Source organism: Rhizobium sp. NPDC090279 (genome assembly GCF_044769665.1).
Taxonomy (GTDB): domain Bacteria; phylum Pseudomonadota; class Alphaproteobacteria; order Rhizobiales; family Rhizobiaceae; genus Rhizobium.
In genome coordinates this window covers 116,783-139,344 of sequence record NZ_JBIVYI010000006.1, presented here as the reverse complement: position 1 = coordinate 139,344, position 22,562 = coordinate 116,783, and the positions used below count along the sequence as shown (strand labels likewise).

Annotated in this window: 22 protein-coding genes; 11 read left to right on the top strand and 11 right to left on the bottom strand. The window is 59.7% G+C overall.

Annotated features, from left to right (window positions below):
• Positions 1 to 3 precede the first annotated feature (3 nt).
• The 5 genes from ACIQWP_RS16425 to ACIQWP_RS16405 all read right to left on the bottom strand — a co-directional run bounded on the left by ACIQWP_RS16425 (position 4) and on the right by ACIQWP_RS16405 (position 5,023).
• Entirely contained in the window at positions 4 to 834 is an 831-nt protein-coding gene (locus ACIQWP_RS16425; RefSeq protein ID WP_402789006.1) for a carbohydrate ABC transporter permease, read from the bottom strand.
• A 3-nt stretch (positions 835 to 837) separates the two neighbouring features.
• Positions 838 to 1,773 carry a carbohydrate ABC transporter permease gene (locus ACIQWP_RS16420; protein ID WP_402789004.1) on the bottom strand — a complete coding sequence of 312 codons (936 nt, stop codon included), beginning with the start codon at positions 1,771 to 1,773 and terminating at the stop codon, positions 838 to 840.
• Positions 1,774 to 1,863: 90 nt separating this feature from the next.
• Positions 1,864 to 3,123 carry an ABC transporter substrate-binding protein gene (locus ACIQWP_RS16415; RefSeq protein WP_402789002.1) on the bottom strand — a complete coding sequence of 420 codons (1,260 nt, stop codon included), beginning with the start codon at positions 3,121 to 3,123 and terminating at the stop codon, positions 1,864 to 1,866.
• A gap of 41 nt (positions 3,124 to 3,164) precedes the next feature.
• Positions 3,165 to 4,331, bottom strand: coding sequence for a PLP-dependent transferase (locus ACIQWP_RS16410; protein ID WP_402789000.1), 1,167 nt, complete (start codon positions 4,329 to 4,331; stop codon positions 3,165 to 3,167).
• Positions 4,328 to 5,023: a FadR/GntR family transcriptional regulator gene (locus ACIQWP_RS16405; RefSeq protein WP_402788998.1), complete on the bottom strand. Its 696-nt coding sequence runs from the start codon at positions 5,021 to 5,023 to the stop codon at positions 4,328 to 4,330. The genes ACIQWP_RS16410 and ACIQWP_RS16405 overlap by 4 nt, the downstream gene beginning before the upstream one ends.
• A 193-nt stretch (positions 5,024 to 5,216) precedes the next feature.
• On the opposite strand from ACIQWP_RS16405, the gene ACIQWP_RS16400 reads away from it, so the two are divergent.
• From ACIQWP_RS16400 to ACIQWP_RS16390, 3 genes are all read left to right on the top strand, one after another.
• Complete coding sequence (locus ACIQWP_RS16400; RefSeq protein ID WP_402788996.1) at positions 5,217 to 5,471, top strand: hypothetical protein; 255 nt, start codon at positions 5,217 to 5,219, stop codon at positions 5,469 to 5,471.
• A gap of 373 nt (positions 5,472 to 5,844) precedes the next feature.
• Positions 5,845 to 5,985 carry a hypothetical protein gene (locus tag ACIQWP_RS16395; RefSeq protein ID WP_402788994.1) on the top strand — a complete coding sequence of 47 codons (141 nt, stop codon included), beginning with the start codon at positions 5,845 to 5,847 and terminating at the stop codon, positions 5,983 to 5,985.
• 285 nt (positions 5,986 to 6,270) lie between these two features.
• Positions 6,271 to 7,173: a heparin lyase I family protein gene (locus ACIQWP_RS16390; protein WP_402788992.1), complete on the top strand. Its 903-nt coding sequence runs from the start codon at positions 6,271 to 6,273 to the stop codon at positions 7,171 to 7,173.
• Between the two features lie 95 nt (positions 7,174 to 7,268).
• Here the strand turns inward: ACIQWP_RS16390 and ACIQWP_RS16385 are convergent, their stop codons facing one another.
• The gene (locus tag ACIQWP_RS16385) at positions 7,269 to 8,477 is read right to left on the bottom strand and encodes an amidohydrolase family protein (RefSeq protein WP_402788990.1); all 1,209 of its coding nucleotides are present in this window, start codon (positions 8,475 to 8,477) and stop codon (positions 7,269 to 7,271) included.
• Positions 8,478 to 8,535: 58 nt separating this feature from the next.
• Complete coding sequence (locus tag ACIQWP_RS16380) at positions 8,536 to 9,249, bottom strand: GntR family transcriptional regulator (protein WP_402788988.1); 714 nt, start codon at positions 9,247 to 9,249, stop codon at positions 8,536 to 8,538.
• Between the two features lie 267 nt (positions 9,250 to 9,516).
• Between ACIQWP_RS16380 and ACIQWP_RS16375 the strand changes: the two genes are divergently transcribed.
• The 5 genes from ACIQWP_RS16375 (at position 9,517) to ACIQWP_RS16355 (ending at position 14,486) form a co-directional block, all read left to right on the top strand.
• On the top strand, positions 9,517 to 10,605 hold the full coding sequence (locus tag ACIQWP_RS16375) for an ABC transporter ATP-binding protein (protein ID WP_402788986.1): 1,089 nt from the start codon (positions 9,517 to 9,519) through the stop codon (positions 10,603 to 10,605).
• A gap of 31 nt (positions 10,606 to 10,636) precedes the next feature.
• On the top strand, positions 10,637 to 11,935 hold the full coding sequence (locus ACIQWP_RS16370; RefSeq protein ID WP_402788984.1) for a PotD/PotF family extracellular solute-binding protein: 1,299 nt from the start codon (positions 10,637 to 10,639) through the stop codon (positions 11,933 to 11,935).
• Between the two features lie 68 nt (positions 11,936 to 12,003).
• Positions 12,004 to 12,915 carry an ABC transporter permease gene (locus ACIQWP_RS16365; RefSeq protein ID WP_402788982.1) on the top strand — a complete coding sequence of 304 codons (912 nt, stop codon included), beginning with the start codon at positions 12,004 to 12,006 and terminating at the stop codon, positions 12,913 to 12,915.
• Position 12,916: 1 nt separating this feature from the next.
• A complete protein-coding gene (locus ACIQWP_RS16360; protein WP_402788980.1) occupies positions 12,917 to 13,738 on the top strand; it encodes an ABC transporter permease in 822 nt (273 codons plus the stop codon).
• Positions 13,739 to 13,742: 4 nt separating this feature from the next.
• Positions 13,743 to 14,486, top strand: a complete 744-nt coding sequence (locus ACIQWP_RS16355; protein WP_402788978.1) for an aspartate/glutamate racemase family protein — start codon at positions 13,743 to 13,745, stop codon at positions 14,484 to 14,486.
• Positions 14,487 to 14,490: 4 nt separating this feature from the next.
• Here ACIQWP_RS16355 and ACIQWP_RS16350 read toward each other — a convergent pair whose 3' ends face one another.
• Positions 14,491 to 15,186 carry a transcriptional regulator gene (locus ACIQWP_RS16350; protein WP_402788976.1) on the bottom strand — a complete coding sequence of 232 codons (696 nt, stop codon included), beginning with the start codon at positions 15,184 to 15,186 and terminating at the stop codon, positions 14,491 to 14,493.
• A gap of 127 nt (positions 15,187 to 15,313) precedes the next feature.
• Between ACIQWP_RS16350 and ACIQWP_RS16345 the strand changes: the two genes are divergently transcribed.
• Positions 15,314 to 16,450: an aminotransferase class I/II-fold pyridoxal phosphate-dependent enzyme gene (locus tag ACIQWP_RS16345; RefSeq protein WP_402788974.1), complete on the top strand. Its 1,137-nt coding sequence runs from the start codon at positions 15,314 to 15,316 to the stop codon at positions 16,448 to 16,450.
• Positions 16,451 to 16,554: 104 nt separating this feature from the next.
• Positions 16,555 to 17,841, top strand: a complete 1,287-nt coding sequence (locus ACIQWP_RS16340; protein ID WP_402788972.1) for a DUF763 domain-containing protein — start codon at positions 16,555 to 16,557, stop codon at positions 17,839 to 17,841.
• Between the two features lie 44 nt (positions 17,842 to 17,885).
• Here ACIQWP_RS16340 and ACIQWP_RS16335 read toward each other — a convergent pair whose 3' ends face one another.
• Complete coding sequence (locus ACIQWP_RS16335; protein ID WP_402788970.1) at positions 17,886 to 20,222, bottom strand: glucose/quinate/shikimate family membrane-bound PQQ-dependent dehydrogenase; 2,337 nt, start codon at positions 20,220 to 20,222, stop codon at positions 17,886 to 17,888.
• Between the two features lie 354 nt (positions 20,223 to 20,576).
• Here ACIQWP_RS16335 and ACIQWP_RS16330 point away from each other — a divergent pair, with 354 nt between their 5' ends.
• A complete protein-coding gene (locus ACIQWP_RS16330; protein ID WP_402788968.1) occupies positions 20,577 to 20,765 on the top strand; it encodes a hypothetical protein in 189 nt (62 codons plus the stop codon).
• Between the two features lie 75 nt (positions 20,766 to 20,840).
• Here ACIQWP_RS16330 and ACIQWP_RS16325 read toward each other — a convergent pair whose 3' ends face one another.
• Positions 20,841 to 21,569 carry an esterase family protein gene (locus ACIQWP_RS16325; RefSeq protein ID WP_402788966.1) on the bottom strand — a complete coding sequence of 243 codons (729 nt, stop codon included), beginning with the start codon at positions 21,567 to 21,569 and terminating at the stop codon, positions 20,841 to 20,843.
• Positions 21,566 to 22,525: an acetylxylan esterase gene (locus ACIQWP_RS16320; RefSeq protein WP_402788964.1), complete on the bottom strand. Its 960-nt coding sequence runs from the start codon at positions 22,523 to 22,525 to the stop codon at positions 21,566 to 21,568. The genes ACIQWP_RS16325 and ACIQWP_RS16320 overlap by 4 nt, the downstream gene beginning before the upstream one ends.
• Positions 22,526 to 22,562 lie beyond the last annotated feature (37 nt).

Below are 22,562 nucleotides of genomic sequence, written 5' to 3'. Positions count from 1 at the left end.
TGACTAACCCTTAACCGCGCCGGCCGTCAGGCCCTGCACGAGATAGCGTTGGATGAGCAGGAAGAAGAGCGCGGCCGGAATGAGCGCCATGACGCCCGCCGCCATCATCTGTCCGAAATCCACCGAGAATTTGGAGACGAAGGTGAGGAGGCCGACCGGGAAGGTCGCAGCCTGATTGCCGTTGATGAGCATCAGCGCGAAAAGCAGTTCGCTCCATGCCGCCGTGAAGACGAAGCCGAGGGTTGCCGCGATGCCGGGCAGCGTCAGCGGCAGGATGATCTGCCGGAAGGCCGTGAACTGCGTCGCGCCGTCGATCATGGCTGCCTCTTCCAGATCCTTCGGAATGCCGTCGAAGAAGGACTGCATCAGGAAGGTGGCGAAGGGCACGTTGAAGGCCGTGTAGACGATGACAAGGCCGGTCAGACTGTTGGTCAGGTGCAGCGGCGTCAGAATCTTGAAGATCGGTGCGACGAGCATGACCAGCGGAAACATCTGGGTCAGCAGCATCAGTGCCACGATCCAGTATTTGGCGCGGAAGGTGAAGCGCGAGAGCGCGTAGCCTGACAGTGACGAGCAGATGGTGACGGCGATCGCGGTCGAACCCGCGACGATCAGGCTATTCTTGAAGAATGTCGGAAAGTCACTGTGCTGCAGCACGAAGGCATAGTGCTCCCATGTGGTGCGTGAAGGCCACATGCGCACGCCTTCCGTATAGAGCAGGTCGTTCGGCGTCACCGAGACCTTCAGCAGCCAGAAGAGCGGGAAGAGCGCAAAGACGACATAGCAGAGGATTGCCAGGCGATGCGCGATAGTGGGCAGGATGGATCGTCTCATGGCTCAATCCTTGTTCAGCAGGGTCTGCCGCAGCAGGATGATCAGCATGGAATAGGCAAGCAGCAGTACCAGCAGCACCAGCGCGATGGCCGAGGCATAGCCGAAATCCAGCCGCTTGAACGCCTGCGTGAAGATGTAGCTGGCGACGATCTGCGTGCGGTCCGCGGGGCCACCGCCGGTCATGACCACGATCAGATCGGCGAAGTTGGACACCCAGACGGTGCGCAGCAGCACTGTAATTGCGATGGTCGGGGCGAGGAAGGGGAGCGTGATCGAGCGGAAGCGTTCGAACCAGCCGGCGCCGTCGATCGACGCTGCCTCATACAGATCGCGCGGGATCGCTTGAAGGGCAGCCAGAAGCGTGATCGCGAAGAAGGGGATGCCCCACCAGACATTGGCGACGATCGGTCCCCACATCGCATAGTTCGGGTCGGAGAGAATATTGTTCGGCTCGCTCATCAGGCCGAGCGCGTAGAGCCAGTGCGGGATCGGGCCGATCACCGGGTTGAAGAGCCAGGACCAGTTGAGGCCTGCGAGGAAGGAAGGAACGGCCCAGGGCAGGAACACCAGCGCCTGCACGATCGACCTGCCGAAAAAGGGCTTGTCGAGCAGCAGCGCCAGTATCAGCCCGAAGATGAACTGCAGCGCCACGGAAGCACCCGTCCACCAGAGCGTATTCTTCAGCGCCCAGTAGAAGGCCTTGTCTTGCGAGAGCTCGCGAAAATGCTCAAGGCCGATGAAGCCGCCGGAAAACGGATTGAGCAACTGGATATCGCGAAACGCGTAGGAAATGCCGATCGCCAGCGGCACCAGCATCACGGCAATGATGAGGATGAGGGCAGGGGCGCTGTAGAGATAGGGTTCCGAGGCGTCGGCGAGGCGCTTCAGCCACGGCCTGCGGTCGTGACGCCTGTCGAGCGTGTCGGTGATCGAAGTCATCTGCAAGAGTTCCCGTTCGCGGCGTTCGAACGCCGTCTGTTTCAAATCGGTAAGAGCAGCGGCGGATCGCTCCGCCGCCGCATGCAAGACTTACTTTTTGGCCAGGAATTTCTGCTGCGCCTTGGTCAGATAATCTGCCCACTGGTCGGCAAGGTCCTTCGCCGAGATATCGCCGAGCATCGCCTGCTGCGACGTCTTGATGGCGAGCGAATCCTTGAAGAAGGCGAATTCCTCGAGATAGGTCGGCATGACCGTGGGCACGGTGTCCTTGTCGGCCAGTTCCTGGAACCAGCCCTTGAACTGATCGCCGGCATAGAAGGGGTCCTTTTCCGCGGCCGTGTAGGCCGGCAGAGCGCCGATCTTCTTGTTCCAGATGAGGTTGCCTTCCGGTCCCTCAAGCGTTTCGATCAGCTTCCAGGAGAGATCCTTGTTCTGGCTCGTCGAGAACATCGACCAGCCGCCATAGCCGATGGTCGGGAAGGATTTGCCATCCGGACCCTTCGGCAGCGGCGCGACGCCGAAATCGTCCTTGTTCATGCGCTCGGCGACGGCGATCAAGGCATCCGGGTCCTGATCGAGGAAGGCGCAGGTGCCGGAATAGAAGCCGGCAACGACTTCGTTGAAGCCCCAGTTGACGCTGTCCTTCGGTGCATAGCCCTTCTTGTAGAGATCGACCATCCATTCGATGCCCTTCGCCCAGCCGGCGCTGTTCATCGTGGAGGTGCCGTCGTCCGTGAAGTACTTGTTGTCGCCGGCCATGGAGGCGGCAAAGATCATCCAGCCGTTGAGGCCGCCCGGTCCGCCGCGCATGCAGTAGCCATACTTGCCGGGTAGCTTGGAGATGGCTTCGGATGCCTTGACGAATTCGTCCATCGTCTTCGGCGGCTCGGCTATGCCGGCGTCCTTCAGGATCTTCTTGTTGTAGAACATGGCGCGCAGATAGAAGCCGTAAGGCAGCATATAGGCGGTGTTCTTGACATAGCGGCCGAGTTCGAGCGCGCGTGGCGTCAGTTCCTTGGTGTGCTCCCATTTGGCCAGGTAAGGCTCCAGGCTTTCGAGCATGCCGTTGTTGCCGTAGAGCGATACCCAGGTGTCGGGCATTTCCATAACGTCAGGCGTGTCGCCGGCCGAAACCATGGTGGCGAATTTCTGGAAGGCTTCGTTCCAGGGGAGCGAGATGATGTCGACCTTGGTGCCTGGATTGGCTGCCTCGAACTTGGCGACGATCGACTTCAGCGTCTCGGTGCGCTCGGGGCTGGTGATGACCTCCACGAGCTTCAGTGTCGTGTCGGCCAAGGCGGTTCCGCCCATGAGGGCGGTAAAGAGTGCTGCTGTTATCAGTCTTTTCATGTTGGTTCCCCTTTTTAGGTTTTCCTCTCAGATTGATGATGTCACGAGGCGGCGGCGATCGCCTCCTCGAGTTCGTTCCACAGGGCCTCGGTTCCTTCGAGGCCGACATGGAGACGTACAGAGCGCGGATGGATGCCGAAGGTATGCGCCGAATTCGGCTGTGCCTTCTGCTGCAGCACGACTTCGCCCGGCACGATCAGGCTCTCATGGCCGCCCCAGCTTACGCCCAGTTTGAAGAGCGTCAGGCGGTCGGCGAAGGCGCGAACGTCCACGCCTTCCTTGAAGATGAAGGAAAACAGGCCTGAAGTACCATTGAGGCCGGCCGGCAGCCGGTTGGCGAGGCCCGGATGGCAGACTTGCTCGACGACATCGAGCTCCTGCAGTCGCTTGGCGATCGTCATGGCAGCCGCCTCGTGCGCCTTCATCCGGATCGGCAAAGTGCGGAGGCCGCGGATCAGTAGCCACGCATCGAAGGGTGAAAGCTTGCCGCCGAGATACGGATAGGCTTCGGCCTTCACGCGCGCAATCATCTGCTTCGAGCCAGCGACGACGCCCGCGACCACGTCGCTATGGCCGCCGAGATATTTGGAGGCGGAGTGGATGACGAGATCAACGCCGAGCTTCAGCGGCTGCTGGAAATAGGGAGTGGCCCAGCTGTTATCGATCATCGAGACGACGCCATGCTGCTTGGCGAGGGCCGCGAGCGCACCGACGTCATGCGCTTCCATGACCCAGCTTGTTGGGCTTTCCATATAGAAAACCTTCGCACCCGGCAGCGCCTTGGCAACAGCCTCTTCGTCACGCCCGTCGACATAGGTCACCTCGACCTTCATGCGCTTCAGAATGGTGCCGAAGAGACGGAAGGCATCGGGATAGACATGCTTGACCGCGACGATCCGGTCACCCGGCTCGACGAAGCTCAATACGGCCGATGAGATTGCAGCCATGCCGCTGGCAAAACCGAGCGCATCCTCGGCGCCTTCGAGCTTTGCCAGCATCTCCTCGAACAGGCGTACCGTCGGATTGAGGCCGCGCGTATAGGTCGGTCGTACCTTTTCGCCGCGATAGGAGGCGATCATCTCGTCGTAGCTGGAGAAAGTGAACAGCGAGGTCTGGAAGATCGGCGGCACCACGGCGTCGGCGAAATTGCCGTCATCATGGGCTGTAATAAGGGATGCGAGTTCGAACGGCTCTAGCCCGTCAGTCATTGGGACATTTCCTTGATGTCTTCCTCGACGACGTCGAGAATTTTTAGTGTTTCGGCGCGCGCTGCCTCAGGGTCTCGATCAACGATCGCGTTGAACAGCGTGCGGTGATAGGGGAAGGACCGCCGGGCGAAATCCTGCCGGTCAAAGGGGTGCTCCCAGAAGCGCTCGAAAGTTTCGCGCATCTGTTCGAGAAGCTGGCGGAACAGCGGATTGTGCGTGGCGTCATAGACGGCGAGATGGAAGGCAAGGTCTTCCGGCCCCGACGTGCCCTTCGCGATATGAACGCGTTCCATCTCGTTGAGCTTCTGCTCGATGATGACGATGTCTTCGTCGGTCCGCTTTCTTGCCGCCACCATGCCGGCCTCGCATTCGATACCGCGACGAACCTCCAGCGTCTGCAACAGCGCATCGCGCAGATGCGACGGGTCCAGCGACAGCGGCATGTGGATGGTCGCTTTGGAAACCGGCTTGAGCAGATAGGTGCCGCTGCCCTTGCGCGTCTCCATGACGCCGAGCGCCTGGAAATAGGTAATCACCTCCCGGATGGTCGAGCGTCCGACCGAAAGCGCTGCCATCAGCTCTCGTTCCGTCGGCAATCTCTCGCCGGCCTGCAGCTTCGACGACTCGATGAAGGTCGTCAGTGCGTCGATGACTTGCTGCGTCCGATCGATGGAAGGAAGGGGTGTAAGCATGGGTTTCCTCATGGGCGATAAATTGGTCTGACATCTGCCATCAGGTCAATCTATTTTTATTCAAGTCAGCATTTTTCTGCCCTTAAATTTTCAAGGGGAACAAAGCGAACCGGGGCGAAGGTTGTTTGTGGCCTTCAAGAGTGTCGGCGGCGCTGATAGAAGGGGCGTGATATGAGTCCCGGACCGGAAGAGAATGGCTGCACGAGATCGATATTCACGGAAACTGGAATGCGCCAAATGCGATCACAATGGCTTTGCCGAAGTCTCTGAAACAGACGACCGCCGTACGGCCAGTCGTGATTTCAAGATAGACGAGATGCCGCGCGGCTTTTCCACGGAGCGACCATCGACCGATCCGCGCAAGCACATGATCCGCTGCCGTTGCGGCTCGGTCTTCCCCTTCGAGCAGGACACTGCTTATGCGCCCGGCGGCGAGCCTCGTCGCTGAACAAGTACCCGCAAAAAAGAAAAAAGCCCCGCACAGGCGAGGCTAAGCTTGTGCCGCTCCGGGGAAATCGGAAGCGACGCGGCATTCTCTAACGGCCGCTCTCCCTCTCGACTAGGTCAGTTTTGCCGATAGCGGTACGCTCAAGTAAAAAAGCTCTTCATTCGTGAAACGAGGCCTACTTGTTGACATGCTCTCACCGGCTGCGAAGATAGTGTGAAACCATCGTGCCGTGCAAAACGTTCAGCTGGCGTTCATTTTCGCGCGGGCAAAAAGGCAATCACCGCAACGCCTTGCGGTCGTCGAGGCCCGGCTTCCATTGGCTTTCGAGCCTTGTTGTCGGGCCTCGCAGATACTGAAAACCTTGGATACCCACATGCGGCTGCTTCGTGCCTTCATCGACTGGATTCGCCGCGGCTGCCAACGGCGACTGGAGCAGGAAACGGCTCAGCACTCCGCCGACGATCCATGGGTGCTGCAGCAGATCGAAAAATTCGAGCGAGAGTTGAAGCGATAAGAGGTGAGGGAAGCCCATCAAGGCTTCTCTGTGCCAATTGCGATCCTGCAGTATTTTTTGTCCTTGGCATTCCGCTATCCGCGAGTTACGGATCGGTTGATCGCATCATGTCGATTGATTCACTCATGCATTGCTCGCGATAACCTCGCAATCGAAACATCCCTTACGTGCGCGTTTGACCGATAGAGCCGGGTCTCAGGCTTTACGACTATGCTGTTGGCCGGGAAAGCTGGCTGGAGCGACCATTCTCGACCCTGAGTTCCCTTCGATAAAAGGCTGACGGCGATGATCCCGAGAATTCTACAGCTTGTCCTTGTTTCACTATGCGTGGTTGCTTTGGATGGGTCATACGCTGCGGCACAGGAGGTCGCGCCTGTACTATCGGGCAGTTTCACCGATCTGTGTTCCGCTGACAGCAAGCATCCGCCCAAGCTCTGGAGGATTAGCAGCAGACTAGATCCTGCCTTGTGGAGATCGCGCATCGTTTGCGATCTCTCGTCTCCGTCGAGGCCGATATTGCATATCACCGTGCATCCCGGTGATGCTCCCGATCAGAGTGTGGGCGATGCGCCGATTGAGCGGGTCGAAATCCAGATCAAGAAGGAGGTCATCAAATTCGACAGGCCGACGTGGTATCACTTTGCCTTCCGGCTTCAAGCGCCCTGGCAGGGACTCGGCAACCGTACCGTCATCCATCAGGTAAAGCAGAACATTCCGACAGAAGAGGTGAAGCCTCTTGGAATGTGCCAATCAGCCAACCCGCTTTTCAAAATTGAGGCCATACCGACGGAAACAGGCGCTGATTTCGTTGCCAAGGTGAGGGGAGCCGACGACTGCAATGCCGGTCAGTCCAGGATCATCTGCGGTCCCTGGCATCTGAACGTGGGCGAGTGGAATAATGTGAATGTGATGCTGAAACCGAGCCTGCAGGAGGGGGAAAGCTCCTTGCAGGTCTCCCTCAACGGCCGCGCCTGCGACATCTCCTACACCGGGCGCCTTGGTTATCTCGATCATGGCATGCGGGATCAGGACGGTCACCCCTTCATCGACACGCAACCGCGCTTCGGGATCTACAGGGACAGTCTGCCCGGTATCGTGCAATCAATCGACTTTGCGGACATCAAGTTCTGGTCGACAGATCCTTCCGGTGATTCCAGCTGGTCGAAATCAGCAATATCGGCCAATTGATCGCCTCATGCCGCTTCGTGCGGCCGGAACTAGCTTGGTTGGGTCAAATATTTGAGGATGGGACTCCGGCAACCGAAGCCCCATCGCTTCGTCGTCTAGGCCCGATCTCGCAACACCACTCCGTCCCTGGCGACAAGCTTGCCTGCCTTGTAGACGGAGCGGCCTTTCGGCACCGCCACGACCGCTTCTGGAACATGCTCCGCCTTCAAGGTGACGAAATCGGCCTTCGCGCCGATATGCACGCCATAGCCTTCGAGGCGCAGGGCCTTGGCGCCGCTTTCCGTCACCACATCGAAGGCGACCTTCAATTCATCGTCCGTATAGAAGCCGGATCGATAGCCGATCATCATGGCGCGTCCCAGCATGTCGCCATCGCCATAGGGCCACCAGGAATCGCGAATATTGTCACTGCCGCTGAAGACAGTGACACCAGCAGCACGGAGTAGCGCGACCGGCGGGAAGGGGTGGGCGCCCGGTGCGTTCGTCATGATGGAAACACCGCTCTCGGCAATCAGTGTTGCGGCGCGCTTCACCGCTTCGATCGAGAGATCGCCAAGTCCGTAGGCGTGGCTGATCGCGACGTGTCCGCCCATGGAAAGCCCTCGCGTGCGGGCGCAGATCTGCTCGATGGTGAAAAGCCCGAGCGTCCCGCCTTCGTGAAGATGAATGTCGACATCGACGCCATGCTTCTCGGCAACACCGAAAACAACATCGAGATGTTTTTCAATGTCCCGGTCGAAGCTTGCCGGATCGAGACCTCCGATGAGATCGGCGCCCATGGCGATTGCCTCGTCCAGGAGCTTCGGCGTGCCGGGGCTCTTCAGAATGCCGCTCTGCGGGAAGGCGACGAGCTGAATGTCGATCAATCCGCGATATTCGTCGCGGACGGCAAGAATGGTCTCGAGCGATTTCAGGCCGACGGAGCCGTCCACCATGACATGGCTGCGCATCTGCGTGCTGCCATTGGCGATACAGAGTTCCAGCTGGCTTCTGGCTCTTTCGTCCATCGGCGCGGCCTGCGCCATGTTTTGCGCCTGAAAGGCAACGCGCTCGTGAACATTGAAGCCGTTGGTGCATGGCTTGTGCGGTATCCAGGCGTCACCATAGAAGCTGGTGTCGAGGTGGATATGCCCCTCGACGAAGCCTGGAACGACAAGAGCCTCTTCAAGGTCGATAATCCGAGAGGCCGAGACTGGCAGCCCGGCGTCTTCGATCGACACGATGCGGCCGTCCGTAACGCCGATATCCTTGATTGAGCCGTCGGCGAGCTTGGCCCGGGTAAAGAGGGTTTCGATCGTGCTCAATTTTTTCTCCTTGAACCATGGCCGGTGATCCGCGCGGAAGCCGCCAATGGCGGTCATCTCACTGCTCGAACGCTTCTCTGAGGCCGAAGCTCTTGCGTTCACGCAGGTCGAGATCGGCCTCGATATGCGCGATATGATGAAGCATCAGGTGACAGGCCGTGTCGACGTCCTTGCGCTCCAGGGCGGTGATGATGTCGCCGTGTTCCGAGTGACCGCAGCTGGAGGCGCTCGATTGCCCGTAAAGCGCGATCACCAGCGACGAGCGGGCGACCAGTTCTTCCATGAAGCGCTGCATGATGAGATTGCCAGATATCGACGCCAGCATCAGATGGAAATCGCCAGAGGCCTTGATCTCGGCCCGGCGGGCGGATTGACCGCGCTCGCCCATCAAGCGGCCCTCTTCGACGAGAAGCTGCCTCAGTTGCTTGAGCTGAACCGGGGTGATCCGCTCGGCTGCCGACTTCAATATGCCTGGTTCGACCAGGCGACGCGCGGCGAATATCTGCCGGGCTTCCTCGGGCGAGGGATAGGCGACGAAGGCGCCTCGGTTCTTTTCGACGCTGACTAGGCCTTCATAGGAAAGAGCCTGCAAGGCGGCGCGGGCCAGCGTTCGGCTGACGTTGAACAGGCCGCCGACATCGCTTTCGGACAGTTTCGTGCCCGGCGCAAGCCGGCGCTCGACGATCGCGTCGCGAATGGCGTCACGGATCTGCTGTGCGCCGTTTTCCGTGGAATCGCCGAGCGTCAGAAGCGCATCTGTTGAAGAATTCATAATCGCTTACCTGGGTGGTTGGCGACGATGATAGCCCGGTTTCGGAGTGAAGTTAAACGAAATCTGACGCAAAGATTGTGCTAAAGTGTATACAATAATTTGCATAAATCGCGCACGATAGCCTATTTGATGTGCAGATACTGAGTTGCACTCAATAGGGCAAATTCGCGTCGCTTCAGAAAAATATAGAAATCCCAGCCGTTTAGTGCGCCGCAGCAAAACTGGCACGATTGATGCAATGTCTTTCCCAAACAACAGGGGAAGATGATGTCGAAAGCGGCAGAGATCGATATAGTGTCCGTTTCGAAGGTCTACGGCGCGACCACGGCGGTCCATGCGATCAGCCTGAAGATACCCGCGGGCTCCTATTGTTGCTTCCTCGGTCCCTCGGGCTGCGGCAAGACCTCGACGCTGCGCATGATCGCGGGCCATGAGGGCATTTCCTCCGGCGACATCAGGCTTGGAAACACTGTCGTCACGGACTTCCCACCCGCCAGGCGCGGCACGGCGATGATGTTCCAGTCCTATGCGCTGTTTCCGCATCTTGACCTTATCGACAACGTCGCCTTCAGCTTGAAGATGAAGGGGGTCGCCAAGGAGGAGCGTCGAGCAAAGGCACTCGAAATGCTCAAGCTCATGCAGATGGAGGCCTACGCGCCGCGCCGCCCGGCCCAGCTTTCGGGCGGCCAGCAGCAGCGCGTCGCACTCGCACGTGCCCTGATTACAGATCCGGAAGCGCTGCTGCTGGATGAGCCGCTATCGGCACTCGATCCGTTCTTGAAGATCCGCATGCGCGCCGAGTTGAAGAAGCTGCAGAAGACGCTGGGCATCATCTTCGTCCACGTCACGCACAGCCAGGAAGAGGCGATGGCGCTCGCCGACATCATGGTCATCATGAATGACGGCCGGATCGAGCAGGCCGGCTCGCCGCGGGAGGTCTTCGAGCGCCCCGCGACAGCCTTCGTGGCGCGCTTCATGGGCGATCACAACGTCCTGTCGGGTCGGGTGACCGCGAGCGAGGACGGCGTCATCACCATGACCGCGCCGGAAGGGCAGGGTTTCTCGGTACAGGGGACGGGCCGTCAAGTCGGCGAGCCCGTCGATATAGGCATACGTACGGACCGCGTGCGCCTTGCGCCATCCGCCGACAAGGGCCTCGGCTTCAACGGCGTCGTCTCCAACATCGAGTACCGCGGCGCGACGCTGAAGATCACCGTAGTCGGCGCCGGAAGTGACGATTTCACCGTGATCGCAAGCAACGACGATGTTTCAGCCAGATTTATGGCGGTCGGCGATGCCGTTTCACTGAGTTGGGCCCGGGAGGATGCAGTCCTTCTTGGCCGTATGTCCGCATGAAAATCCGAAGCATCAAAAAAAGGGAACTGACATGACGACTGAAACGAAGACTACCAAGACGACGAAAGGCATTTCCCGCCGCTCGCTGCTGAAGACCGGCGCCGCCGCTCTCGGCGCCATGGCCGGCTCCGGGGTCATTACCGGCTTTCCGACCATATGGGCCAAATCCAACATCACGCTGCGCCAGTTCGGCACCGGCGTTTCGAACATCAACGCCATCGCCGAAAAGTGCAAGGCCGACCTCGGCATCACGCTCGAGATGACGGCCATGGATTCCGATGCCGCCGCCCAGCGCGCGGTCACGCAGCCGAACAGCTACGACATCGCCGACATTGAATACTGGATCGCCAAGAAGGTCTTCCCGGCCGGCGTCATGCAGCCGATGGACGTCAAGAAGCTGAAATACTACGACAAGATCGTGCCGCTTTTCATCAACGGCAAGCTGAAGCCCGACAGTGTCATCGCCCAGGGCACCGCGCCGCATACGGTCGGGTTCGTCGAAGCGCAGGGCTCGAAGAAATTCGCCAAGGAGCCGACGCAGTGGATGACGATGGTTCCGACCATCTACAACGCCGACACGCTCGGCATTCGCCCCGATCTCACCGGCCGTCCGATCACCAGCTGGGCCGATATTCTCGATCCGGCCTTCAAGGGCAAGACCGCGATCCTCAACATCCCGTCGATCGGCATCATGGATGCCGCGATGATTATGGAAGCCGCCGGCAAGATCAAATATGCCGACAAGGGCAACATGACGAAGGCGGAAATCGACAAGACGATCGACTTCTTGATCAAGACCAAGGGCGAGGGCCAGTTCCGCGCCTTCTGGAAGTCCTTCGACGAAAGCGTCAACCTGATGGCATCGGGCGAAGTCGTCATCCAGTCCATGTGGTCGCCGGCCGTTGCTGCCGTCCGCTCGAAGGGTATCGCCTGCACCTTCCAGCCGCTCAAGGAAGGCTATCGCGCCTGGGGCGGTGGTCTCGGCCTCGCCTCGCATCTCAAGGGTGCCGAGCTCGACGCAGCCTACGAGTACATCAACTGGTACACCTCCGGCTGGGTCGGCGGCTACCTCAACCGGCAGGGCTATTATTCCGCCTGCATGGATACGGCCAAGCAATTCATGTCGGCCGACGAGTGGGGCTACTGGATCGAAGGCAAGCCGGCACAGGGCGATATCCTCTCTCCGGAAGGCAAGGTCATGGAAAAGGCCGGCGCCGTTCGCGACGGTGGTTCGTTCGAGGCTCGCATGGGCGCCGTCGCCTGCTGGAACTCCGTCATGGACGAGGATCGTTACATGGTCCGCCGCTGGAACGAGTTCATCGCCGCCTGATCCGACATTTCTTTATCGCCTCTCCCCACCATGGTGGGGAGAGGCATCCCAAAACGGAGAGCCGAACCATGGCGACGATCGCTTCCTCGGATACAGCAGAGGCAACTCGGGAAAACCGGCGCGGTTTTGGCGTGCCCGCCTGGGCTGTCGCCTATCTGCAGGCAACGCCGTTGTTTCTCATCCTCGGCTTCTTCTTCCTGTTGCCGATCGCGATGATCGGCGTCGTCAGCTTCTGGGATTATGATTTCGCCAACATCTATCCGGCCTTCCTGACCACCAACTATACCGACACGCTCGGCTCCTGGGTGACCTGGAAGACCTATCTCAACACGCTGAAATTCACTGCCATCGTCTGGATGCTGACGCTGTTCATCGGTTTCTGGGTCGCCTATTTTCTGGCCTTTCACATCAGGCGCACATCGACGCAGATGATCCTTTTCCTTGTCTGCACCGTGCCGTTCATGACCTCTAACATCATCAGGATGATTTCTTGGATTCCGGTGCTCGGTCGCAATGGGCTGGTCAATTCCGCCTTGATCGACATGGGCCTGATCCCGCAACCGATCGAATGGCTGCTCTATTCCGATTTTGCCGTCGTGCTTGCCATGGTGCATCTCTACACGCTGTTCATGGTGACGCCGATCTTCAACACGCTGATGCGCATCGACCGCTCGCTGTTCGAGGCCGCCCGCGATGCCGGTGCCAGCGGATGGCAAGTGCTGTGGAACGTGGTGATCCCGCTCGCCAAGCCCGGCATGGCGATCGGCAGCATCTTCGTCGTCACGCTGGTCATGGCGGACTTTTCCACGGTGCAAGTCATGTCCGGCGGGCAGAGCGCCTCCATCGCCCTCATGATGAAAAACCAGATGTCGCTGCTGCAATATCCGGCCGCCGCCGCCAATGCGGTCGTGCTCCTGATCGTCGTGCTGCTGATGGTCGCCGCCATCCTGCGCATCGTCGACATCCGCAAGGAGCTCTAGGATGAACCGCGAAAAGCGCAGCTTCGAGTTCTATGTCCTGGCGATCTTCTTCACCATTTTCGTGCTGTTCCTCTACGGCCCGCTCTCCGCTGTCATCATTCTGTCCTTCCAGGGGCCTGACGGCGGCCTGACCTTCCCGTTGAACGGTGTCTCGCTGCATTGGTTCGCCAATCTCTTCGAGAAGCAGGCGGTCGGTGATTTCGGCGCGTCGTTTCAGCGATCCTTGATCCTCGGCCTGATGGTCATGATCGTGACTGTCGTCGTCTCGCTGCTGGCGGGCCTTGCCTTTCGCCGCCGTTTTCGCGGCTCGACATTCCTGTTTTATGCGACGGTTGCGAGCCTCGTCGTGCCATCCATCATCATTTCGCTCGGGATCGGCGTCGTCTTCCAGCAGGGTGGCATCGCGCCGGCCTGGTATTCCTCGGCCTTCGGCGCGCATCTGACCTGGACCTTGCCGTTCGGCGTGCTGATCATGTTCGCAGTCTTCAACCGGTTTTCGCCGGCCTACGAGGAAGCCGCGCGCGATCTCGGCGCCAACTCATGGCAAACCTTCCGCCATGTCGTGCTGCCGATGATCGCGCCGAGTCTCATTGGCGTCGGTCTGTTCGGCTTCACGCTGTCTTATGACGAGTTCGCCCGTACCCTGATGACGTCGGGCACATACAATACCCTGCCGCTCGAGATCTACGGGATGACGACGAATGTCACGACACCCGTTCTCTACGCGCTCGGAACCGTGACGACGCTCTTCTCCTTCACGATCATCCTCGTGGCGCTTGCAGTCATGACCATGCTCGGCCGCCGCCAAGCCAAGAAAAGTTGAGATCATGCGCCTGCTGCTCATCAATCCAAATACGACCGCTTCCATGACGGAAAAGGCCGCAATAGCCGCGCGTGCCGTGGCAAGCCCCGGCACGGAGATCATAGCCGCCACCTCGCAGATGGGACCGGCTTCGATCGAGGGCTATTATGACGGCGCCATTGCCGTGCCCGGTATGCTGCACGAGCTGAAGGAGAGACGGGTGGCCGGCTATGATGCGGCCATCATCTGCTGCTTCGACGATACCGGCCTGGAAGCTGCGCGAATGTTCTGTGATGTTCCGGTCGTCGGCCTCTGCGAAGCGGCCGTTGCGACGGCAGGCTTCCTAGCGCAGCGCTTCTCCGTGGTGACGACGCTGGAGCGCTCGCGCATCCTGATCGACAATCTCGTCCAGCGCTATGGCATGGGCAATCGCGCCAAGGTGCGTGCCTCCGATATTCCCGTCCTCGAGCTCGAGGACTCGTCTTCCGGCGCGATCGGCAAGCTGCGGGCGGAAATCGAGCGGGCGCTCGCCGAAGATGGAGCGGAGGCCATCGTGCTTGGCTGCGCCGGCATGACGGATCTCGCAAGAAAACTGCAATCGATCTACGGTGTCCCGGTCGTGGATGGTGTCGCAGCAGCGGTGAAGCAGGCCGAGGCCCTTGTGTCCCTGGGCCTCACCACCAGCAAGCGCAGTTCCTATGCCTCGCCGTTGCCCAAGTCATTTTCGGGTGCAATGAAGGATTTCGCGCCAATGCCGGTTTCTGCCTAGCATTTCAATAACTTCGATGGATTACTTCACCTTTTGCCGGTTGCTGCTTGCTCTCTCGTGCATCGCGCAGATGCTTGTAGACGGTCGCGCGCGAGATGCCGAGCAGCTTGGCGAGATAGGGGACCAGATTGCGGATGGCGAAGTAGCCTTCCTGCTCCAATACCTCGATGAGCGCGGCATGATCTTCCTTCGCCAGTGCGGAGGCGGCGAGCCCGCGTTCACTGAGGAAATCGGCAATGGCCGCGTTGACCGTTTCCTGCCAGTCGGTGCGGAAAAGTGCGGATGGCTGCGCGCCCGCCCCTTGAAATGCGGCAAGAAGACTAAGGGCGTCGCGCGCCGCTTCGATCGGCGCGATGTCGAAATTGATGCAGAGCAGCCCGAATGGCTCGCCGGCCTGGTTCCGTAGAACGGCGGTAATGGATTTGAGCTGCCGTCCGTCGAAATTGGTTTTCCGATAGGGGCCGATGACATCGGTGCCAAGGGCGCCGATATCTTTCAATTCGGCAAGCGAGGAGCCGCCGATCTCGCGCCGCGACAGATTGTTGGCGATATGGGCAATGGTCTGCGTCCGCAGATCGTGGATGACGACTTCCGCATGCGGCTTCAGCAATGTCGCGACGGCTTCCGCGACGGGAGCGAATTGCAGAATATCCTCCCGAGCCGTCAATTTCGCATCGTCTGTGCCGGATGTTTTCGCCATAGCCGCTTTCCAAGTTCGATTATTTACAATCACTCCATATTTGACAATTTGTCAACGTATCTCTAACGTCGTGAGCTATGGGGATCGGCCCGATGCGCTGGCCTCTTACAGATCTTGGAGAGAACCCATGCCGCTTCTGCCGGATTTCGCGCTTGAAACCTATTTCTCCAAGTGGGAGTTCAGCGCGCGCTATCACATGACCGCCTCCGACGCGCAAAGCATGACGATGGCGGAACTGCTGGCTATGGCGACGCCGGAGCAGCGGCAGGGCTATGAGAACCTTTGGCTCGGCTACAGCGAGACCTTTGGCAACCCAGAACTGCGCGATATCATCGCCGGCATCTATCGGCAAATGCAAGGCGCGGACATTCTGTGTTTTGCCGGAGCGGAGGAGGGCATCTACATCGCGATGCACGCGCTTCTCGACAGGGGAGATCACGCAATCGTCGTCACGCCGAACTATCAGTCGGCTGAGACGATCCCGCTCAGCATTTGCGATGTTTCTGCAGTGGCCCTCGCCCCCGAGGATGGCTGGTCGCTCGATATGGACACGGTTGCCGCTGCGATCCAGCCGAATACCAGGCTGATTTCGATCAACTTCCCCCACAATCCGACGGGCAAGGTGCTGGAGCGAGAGCGTTTCGACGCGCTCGTCGAGCTCTGCCGCAGCCATGGCATCTGGCTCTTCAGCGACGAAGTCTATCGTGGGCTGACCGTCGAGAATAAGCCGCTGCTGCCGGCGGCCGCCGATGTCTATGAGCGCGGCCTTTCGCTTGGCGTCATGTCCAAGGCCTACGGACTGCCGGGCCTGCGCATCGGCTGGCTCGCCTGTCGGGACCGTGCCTTGCTTTCGAAGATGGAGCGGATGAAGCACTATCTTTCCATCTGCAACGCCGGTCCGAGCGAGAGCCTGGCGAAGATTGCCCTGCTGAATGCCGACAGGATTCTCGACCGCAACAACAGCCTGATTGCTTCCAATCTGGGGAAGTTGAAGGCGCTGTTTTCGGAATTCGACCACCTCTTTGAGTGGTATACGCCGGACGGAGGCTGCGTCTCGTATCCGCGCTACAAAGGTGCAGACGGTGTCGAGGCGTTCGCGCGTGATCTCGTCGAGCAGGCGGGCGTGCTCCTCCTGCCGGCCAGTCTCTACCATTCGGATCTCAATCCAACACCGGGCGATCGGTTCCGCATTGGCTTCGGCCGAGCCAATATCGACGAAGGCATCGCGGCGATGCGATCCTATCTGTTGCGGAATCGTGACTGACCGTTACCTGTTGGCATCTTGGCTCCGGTCGGGAGATTGGAACGGATGGCGCGCATAGGCCGCCGGGACTACAATGCCCCCGTTGAAGAACGAGAGTCGCGGATTTGGCACAGAGAGCTGGCAAAGCTGACCTTCCCCTGCATGGCGGCCGCGTGCCGCGCTGGCTGGGAGACCGGATGACGCGCCTCGGCGCCGTCATCACCGAGGCGATCGTGCAGCATTATGGGCGCGACGAACTGTTTCACCGGCTTGCCAACCCCTTCTGGTTCCAGTCCTTCGGCGCCGTCATGGGCATGGACTGGCATTCCTCGGGGATTACGACAAGCGTGCTTGGCGCCCTGAAGCGCGGCCTGACACCGCTCTCCGGCGAACTCGGCATCCATGTCTGCGGCGGCCGCGGCGCGCAATCGCGCAAGACGCCGGGCGAACTGCTTGATATCGGCAATCGCGTCGGCATCGACGGCGCCTCGCTTGCCACCAAGAGCCGGCTGATTGCCAAAGTCGACAGCGCTGCCTTGCAGGATGGCTTCGACCTCTATCTGCATGGCTTCATCGTTGCTGATGATGGCAAATGGGTCGTCATCCAGCAGGGCATGAACGGCGAGCGGCGACAGGCGCGACGATATCATTGGCTATCGGAAGGCCTGACGAGTTTCCTGGACTCGCCCCACGCAGCCATCGAAGGGCGTGAACAGGGCGAGATCATCAATCTTGCCGATCGGCGTGCGGATCACTCCCGCAACGGCCAGCTGGATTTGCTTTCCTCCCTGGGGCCGGATAAAATCATTCGTGAATTCAATGCACTGGAGAGAGAAGTTCCAGTCGTCAGCAGGCAAGAGGCGCAACCGATGCTGCCGTATCTTGTCATGCCGGCCCATCACGATGTGCGTCAGGAAGACATCAACATGCGGCGCCTGCATGGCAATCTTGCCGCGGCCGCTGATCGTGGCCCGGTGGATTTCGAGGACCTGCTTCTGACGCCCGGCGTCGGCGCGCGCACGGTGAAAGCCTTGGCGATGGTCGCCGAAGTCGTCCACGGCGCACCCTGTCGTTTCTCCGACCCCGCGCGCTTCTCGCTCGCACATGGCGGCAAGGATCGGCATCCCTTTCCAGTGCCGTTGAAGGTCTATGACGAGACGATCAACGTGATGAAATCCGCCGTCAGGAAAGGGCGCCTTGGCCGCGATGAAGAGTTGTCGGCGCTGAAGCGGCTGGATGACCAGTCGAGAATCCTGGAGCGCTACGTCACTGGCCCCGACCTCAAGGAAATCGTTGCCGGCGAGTTCGACAGATCCTTCTCCTATGGCGGTCGTAGCGTCTTCGGCTGGGAACCTCCCGCGAATTCCGAGGACGACGCCGCACAGAGCAATCTCCGCTCCTTGAAGAGCTGAGGCTTGACGGAAGGAACGGGCCGCCTGACCGCGCTGTCACCAATTCATGGCAGAGCGTAGCCGATCACATAGTCGCCGGGTTTCGTTCCGACGGAGCCGTGTCCGCCCGCCACCATGACGACATATTGCTTATTGTCGCTGGCGGTATAGGTCATCGGCGTTGCCTGGCCGCCCGCCGGCAGGCGCGCCTGCCAGAGCTGCTTGCCTGATGTCACGTCATAGGCCCTGAGATAATCGTCCACCGCCGCACCCAGGAAGGCGACGCCGCCCTTGGTGACGATCGGGCCGCCGATGCCGGGGACACCGACTTTGATCGGCAGCGGCAGTGGTGTCATGTCGTAGATCGTGCCGTTCTTGTGCTTGTAGGCGATCTTGCCGGTCTTCAGGTCGACGCCGGCGACATAGCCCCAGGGCGGCGCCTGGCAGGGAACGCCGAGCGGGCTGAGGAACGGCCCCATATAGACACCGTAAGGGGAGCCCTCGTTGCGGTTGAGGCCCTGTTCGCTGCCCTTGTCGCCCGCACCCTTGGGCGGGATCTCGGCGCGCGGCACGAGTCGCGAAGTGAAAGCGAGATAGGTCGGCATGCCGAACATGATCTGCCGTTCCGGATCGACGGCGACGCTGCCCCAGTTGAAGGTGCCGAAATTACCGGGGAAGATGATGGAACCACGCAACGACGGTGGCGTGTAGCGGCCTTCATATTGGCGCTGATGGAAGGCGATGCGGCAGGCGAGCTGATCGAACAGCGAGACGCCCCACATATCCTTCTCTTGGAGCGGCGGCGGCGAGAAAGTGAGATCAGAGATCGGCTGCATCGGCGAAGCATGATCCTCGGGAATGGTCCCGCCTGGCGCCGGTATCTCCTTGAAGGGAATGATCGCAGCGCCGGTGCGGCGATCGAGCACATAGATATCGCCCTGCTTGGTCGAGGCGACCAGCGCGGGAACCGTGGTGCCGTCGGCTTTCGTCAGATCAACGAGCACGGGTTGGGCCGGAACGTCCATATCCCAGAGATCGTGATGGACGAATTGCTGCACCCATTTGAGCTGGCCGGTACTGATGTCGAGCGCCACCACCGAAGAGGAGAAGCGTTCGACATTGGCGCTGCGGCCCATGCCGAGCTGATCGGGCGTCTGGTTGCCAAGCGGGATATAAACCGTGCCGAGCGTCTCGTCGGCGCTGGAAACCGACCAGCTGTTCGGCGAGTTGGTTGTGTAGGTCTGGCCGGCGGGTAGCGGTGCCGTCTGGTCGGGATTGCCTGAATCCCAATTCCAGAGCAACGCGCCGCTCCTGGCGTCGAAGGCGCGGATGACACCGGATTGCTCCTGGGTCGAATAATTGTCATTGACCGCGCCGCCAATGATGATCTTGTCGGCTACGATCACGGGGGGCGAGGTGGAATAATAATAGCCGGCCGGATTGTACTTCATGCCGGCTTCCAGATGCAGTACGCCCTGATCGGCAAAGCTGGGGCACACTTTGCCATTGGCTGCGTCAAGCGCGATCAGGCGAGCGTCGGAGGTGGGCAGATAGACGCGATCGGCGCAGGGCGCTCCAGCGGCGACCGCCTTGTCGCGATAATAGGAGACGCCGCGGCAGGTCTGGTGCTGGCGATTGGGATTCATGCCGGCACTGGCGTCGTAACGCCATTTTTCCTTGCCGTCCGTCGCACCTATGGCGATCGCCAGACTATGGGGCGTACAAATAAACAGCGTGTCGCCGATCTTGAGCGGGGTGACCTGATAGGTCGTCTCGCCGATGTCGTCGGGGCGTTTCACGTCGCCGGTCTGGTAACGCCAGACTTCCTTGAGGTTGGCGACATTCCCGGCATTGATCTGATCGAGGGGTGAATAGCGCTGGCCGAACGAGGTTCGGCCATAGTGATGCCACTCGCCATCAGGCACATCGCTGCCCATCGGAGCGTTTGCCGCCATTGTCGTCGGAAGATCGCCGGAGAGATCGTGAGGATCAGTCGTCATCGAATAGACGGCGACGAGGATGGCGATGATCAGCGGAATGGCAAGCGGCCAGGGATTGGCCCCATAGTGAACGCCATCCAGGCTACGAAAGCCTAGCGGCCGCCGTATCCAGGGTGTCAGTAGCCAGAGACCGATCAGAATGATCAGCCCGCCGCGCGGACCGAGCTGCCACCAGTCGAAGCCGATCTCCCAAATTGCCCAGGCAAGCGCTGCAAGGACGAAAATCGCGTAGAACCAGAGCGCGACCGCCTTGCGCAGAGAAAGCAGGACCGCCGTCACGAGGAAGGCGATGCCGGCCAGAAGATAAAAGGGGCTTCCGCCGAGCATCGCAAGCCAAAGTCCACCGCCGCCAAGCGCCAGACCCATGAGTACGAGGATGATCGATGTGATGACGATGGCCATGATCCGCTCCAGTCTATCCGCCGATTGGACGGTGATTGATCGAAGGCATGCAAACTCGGCCGAGCTCCTGTCGGAACTCAATGCCGAGCTATGTCGAAATCGATGTCAGTTGCTTTGCCGATAACGAGACGAGCTGCGCCCAGGGCGATTTGGATCGATACATAGAGCCCCCCAATCAAATCAGAGATTGAACGCCAGGATTGCAAGAATGTTCCAATCCGGCCAGCCATTCAAGTTCGATGCCGTGGCGCCCGATTTGATTAACGGACGTAGTTAATTCTTTAACAATTACGTGGATACTAATGGAACAAGCATTGGAATCAAGGGTTTCCGCGCAGAGCCGGAGGACTAGAGATGAGTTTGAAGATCGTTACCGCCCAGTCGGAAGTTGAAACAGCCGACACCGGAACCTATCCGGACGGCATGATGGAACGTATCCTGGTAGAGTTTTCCGCCAGCTCCGAGCTGCAGCATCGCAGATCTCACGAGCGGGATTATGGAGCGCGCAAGGCGCTTCGGCCAATACCGGCTGGGCTGGCCTGATAGGTCAGGCCTGATAGATCAGGAATGAACGCCGCCTGAGCATGCTGGCCACATAGTGAGAGCAGATTTTCTCTGTCAGATATAGAGCGGCGCCATTCGCCGCCAAGCACCCGCCCGGTGGGCGCGGCCATCCCATACATGCAGCCGATGATTGATGCGTTTGTCGGCAAGAAGCCGGCTAAGATGGTGATTGTTGTCGAAGAAGGGATCGGCATCGCCGATCGTCATGACGATATCGATCTGGCGCAGCTTGTCCAGTCGCCACTCGCAGGCAAGTCCCGGCAGAAAATGCGTCGGTGTGTGAAAGTATATCTCCTCGTCGTAATAGCCGTCGAACAGATCGGTGAAGGATTCGACCTTCATCGTCAGATCGTAACGGCCGGAAAAGGCGACCAGTTTACGGAAGAGGTGAGGGTGGCGGAAGACCAGGCTTGCTGCTTGGAAAGCGCCGAGACTGCAGCCGTGAACGATGGTGCATTCATGCTCGTTCTTCCGCGTCATCAGCGGCAGGACTTCGTTGAGAATGTACTCCTCGAACGCGTTGTGCCTGCGAATGCGCTCGGCCGGGTGGCGATGGGAGCCGTAAAACGTCTCCGTAGCCAGCCCATCGATGCAGTAGAGCTGCAGCTGTCCGGCATTCAGCTTGTCGGCGAGACTGGCGACAAGGCCGATCTGCTCATATTCCCAGAAGCGACCGTCGCGCGTGGGAAATACCAATACCTTGGCGCCGGCATGGCCGAACACCAGTAACTCCATGTCTCGATTCAGCCGAGGGCTGTACCAGCGCAGGTATTCGCGGTTCATAGCACCTTAAAAAATTGCCCGACCTTGTCTCGCAGAATTGCGTTCTGCTGTTCGCCGCCAACATAATCGAAGTGGCCGGCATCCAGGATGAAGATTTCGTTAAATTTCTGCAGCGCATTTGCGACAGCGAACTGGCAGGGCGGCGCAACGGCAGGATCGAAAAGAGCGGGTGCGACGAGCATCGGCACGGTGATGCGGCTTGCGGCGATCGCGGCATCGAAAAAGCGAAGCATCTCCAGAACGCTGCCGTGTTTTTCCTGATAGGCCTGGACCGATTGCGCGCTACCGACTGTCGGCAGGGTCAACCATAGCTGCCGATGACCGAATGTCGGGACTACGAGATGGCCGCGCCTGATCCTGGCATCGAAGGACGTTGCCAGCGCCCCGATGCCACCACCGAAACTGATGCCGCTATAGCCAATATGGCCGGCAAGCCAGGGGTAGAGGGTCTCCAAGGTCGAGACGGCAAGCCAGGTATCTTCCACGCAGCCGCCGATGACGTAGGTATCGCGACTTTCGATGCCGGAAAGAACATGGCCCGACGCATCCGACGGGATCTGAGGGCTGGCGCTGAGGGAGAGCCCGCGGCAGCAGGGAAACAGGAGAGCCGTCTCTTCTACCGGCCAATCGAACTCCGGCTGGTCTCTTCCCCCATATCCATGTCCGACGACCAGGCCGCGCCGCACCTGACCGCTGCGGGGAATAAGCAGCCAGCCATTGATCTGAAACGAGCCTGTCGACATGTAGCTGATATCGAAGACATGCCAGTTGTCGTGGCGCAGCTTGCTGTGACGAAGCTTCGGTTGCGGGTCAACGGCAATGGCCGCCCTGTAGCGCTGCTGCCAGAAGTCATCGAAACCGGGCGGGGCTTCTGGTGTTTCTATGGCCTGCAACTGCGCAAGCTGCATGCCGTAGGTGGGATCGAAGTCGAAGGGATGGGTTGTCGGGATGCTCATGGCAAATTTGTCGCGTGAAAGAACGAGTGGCGCAAGA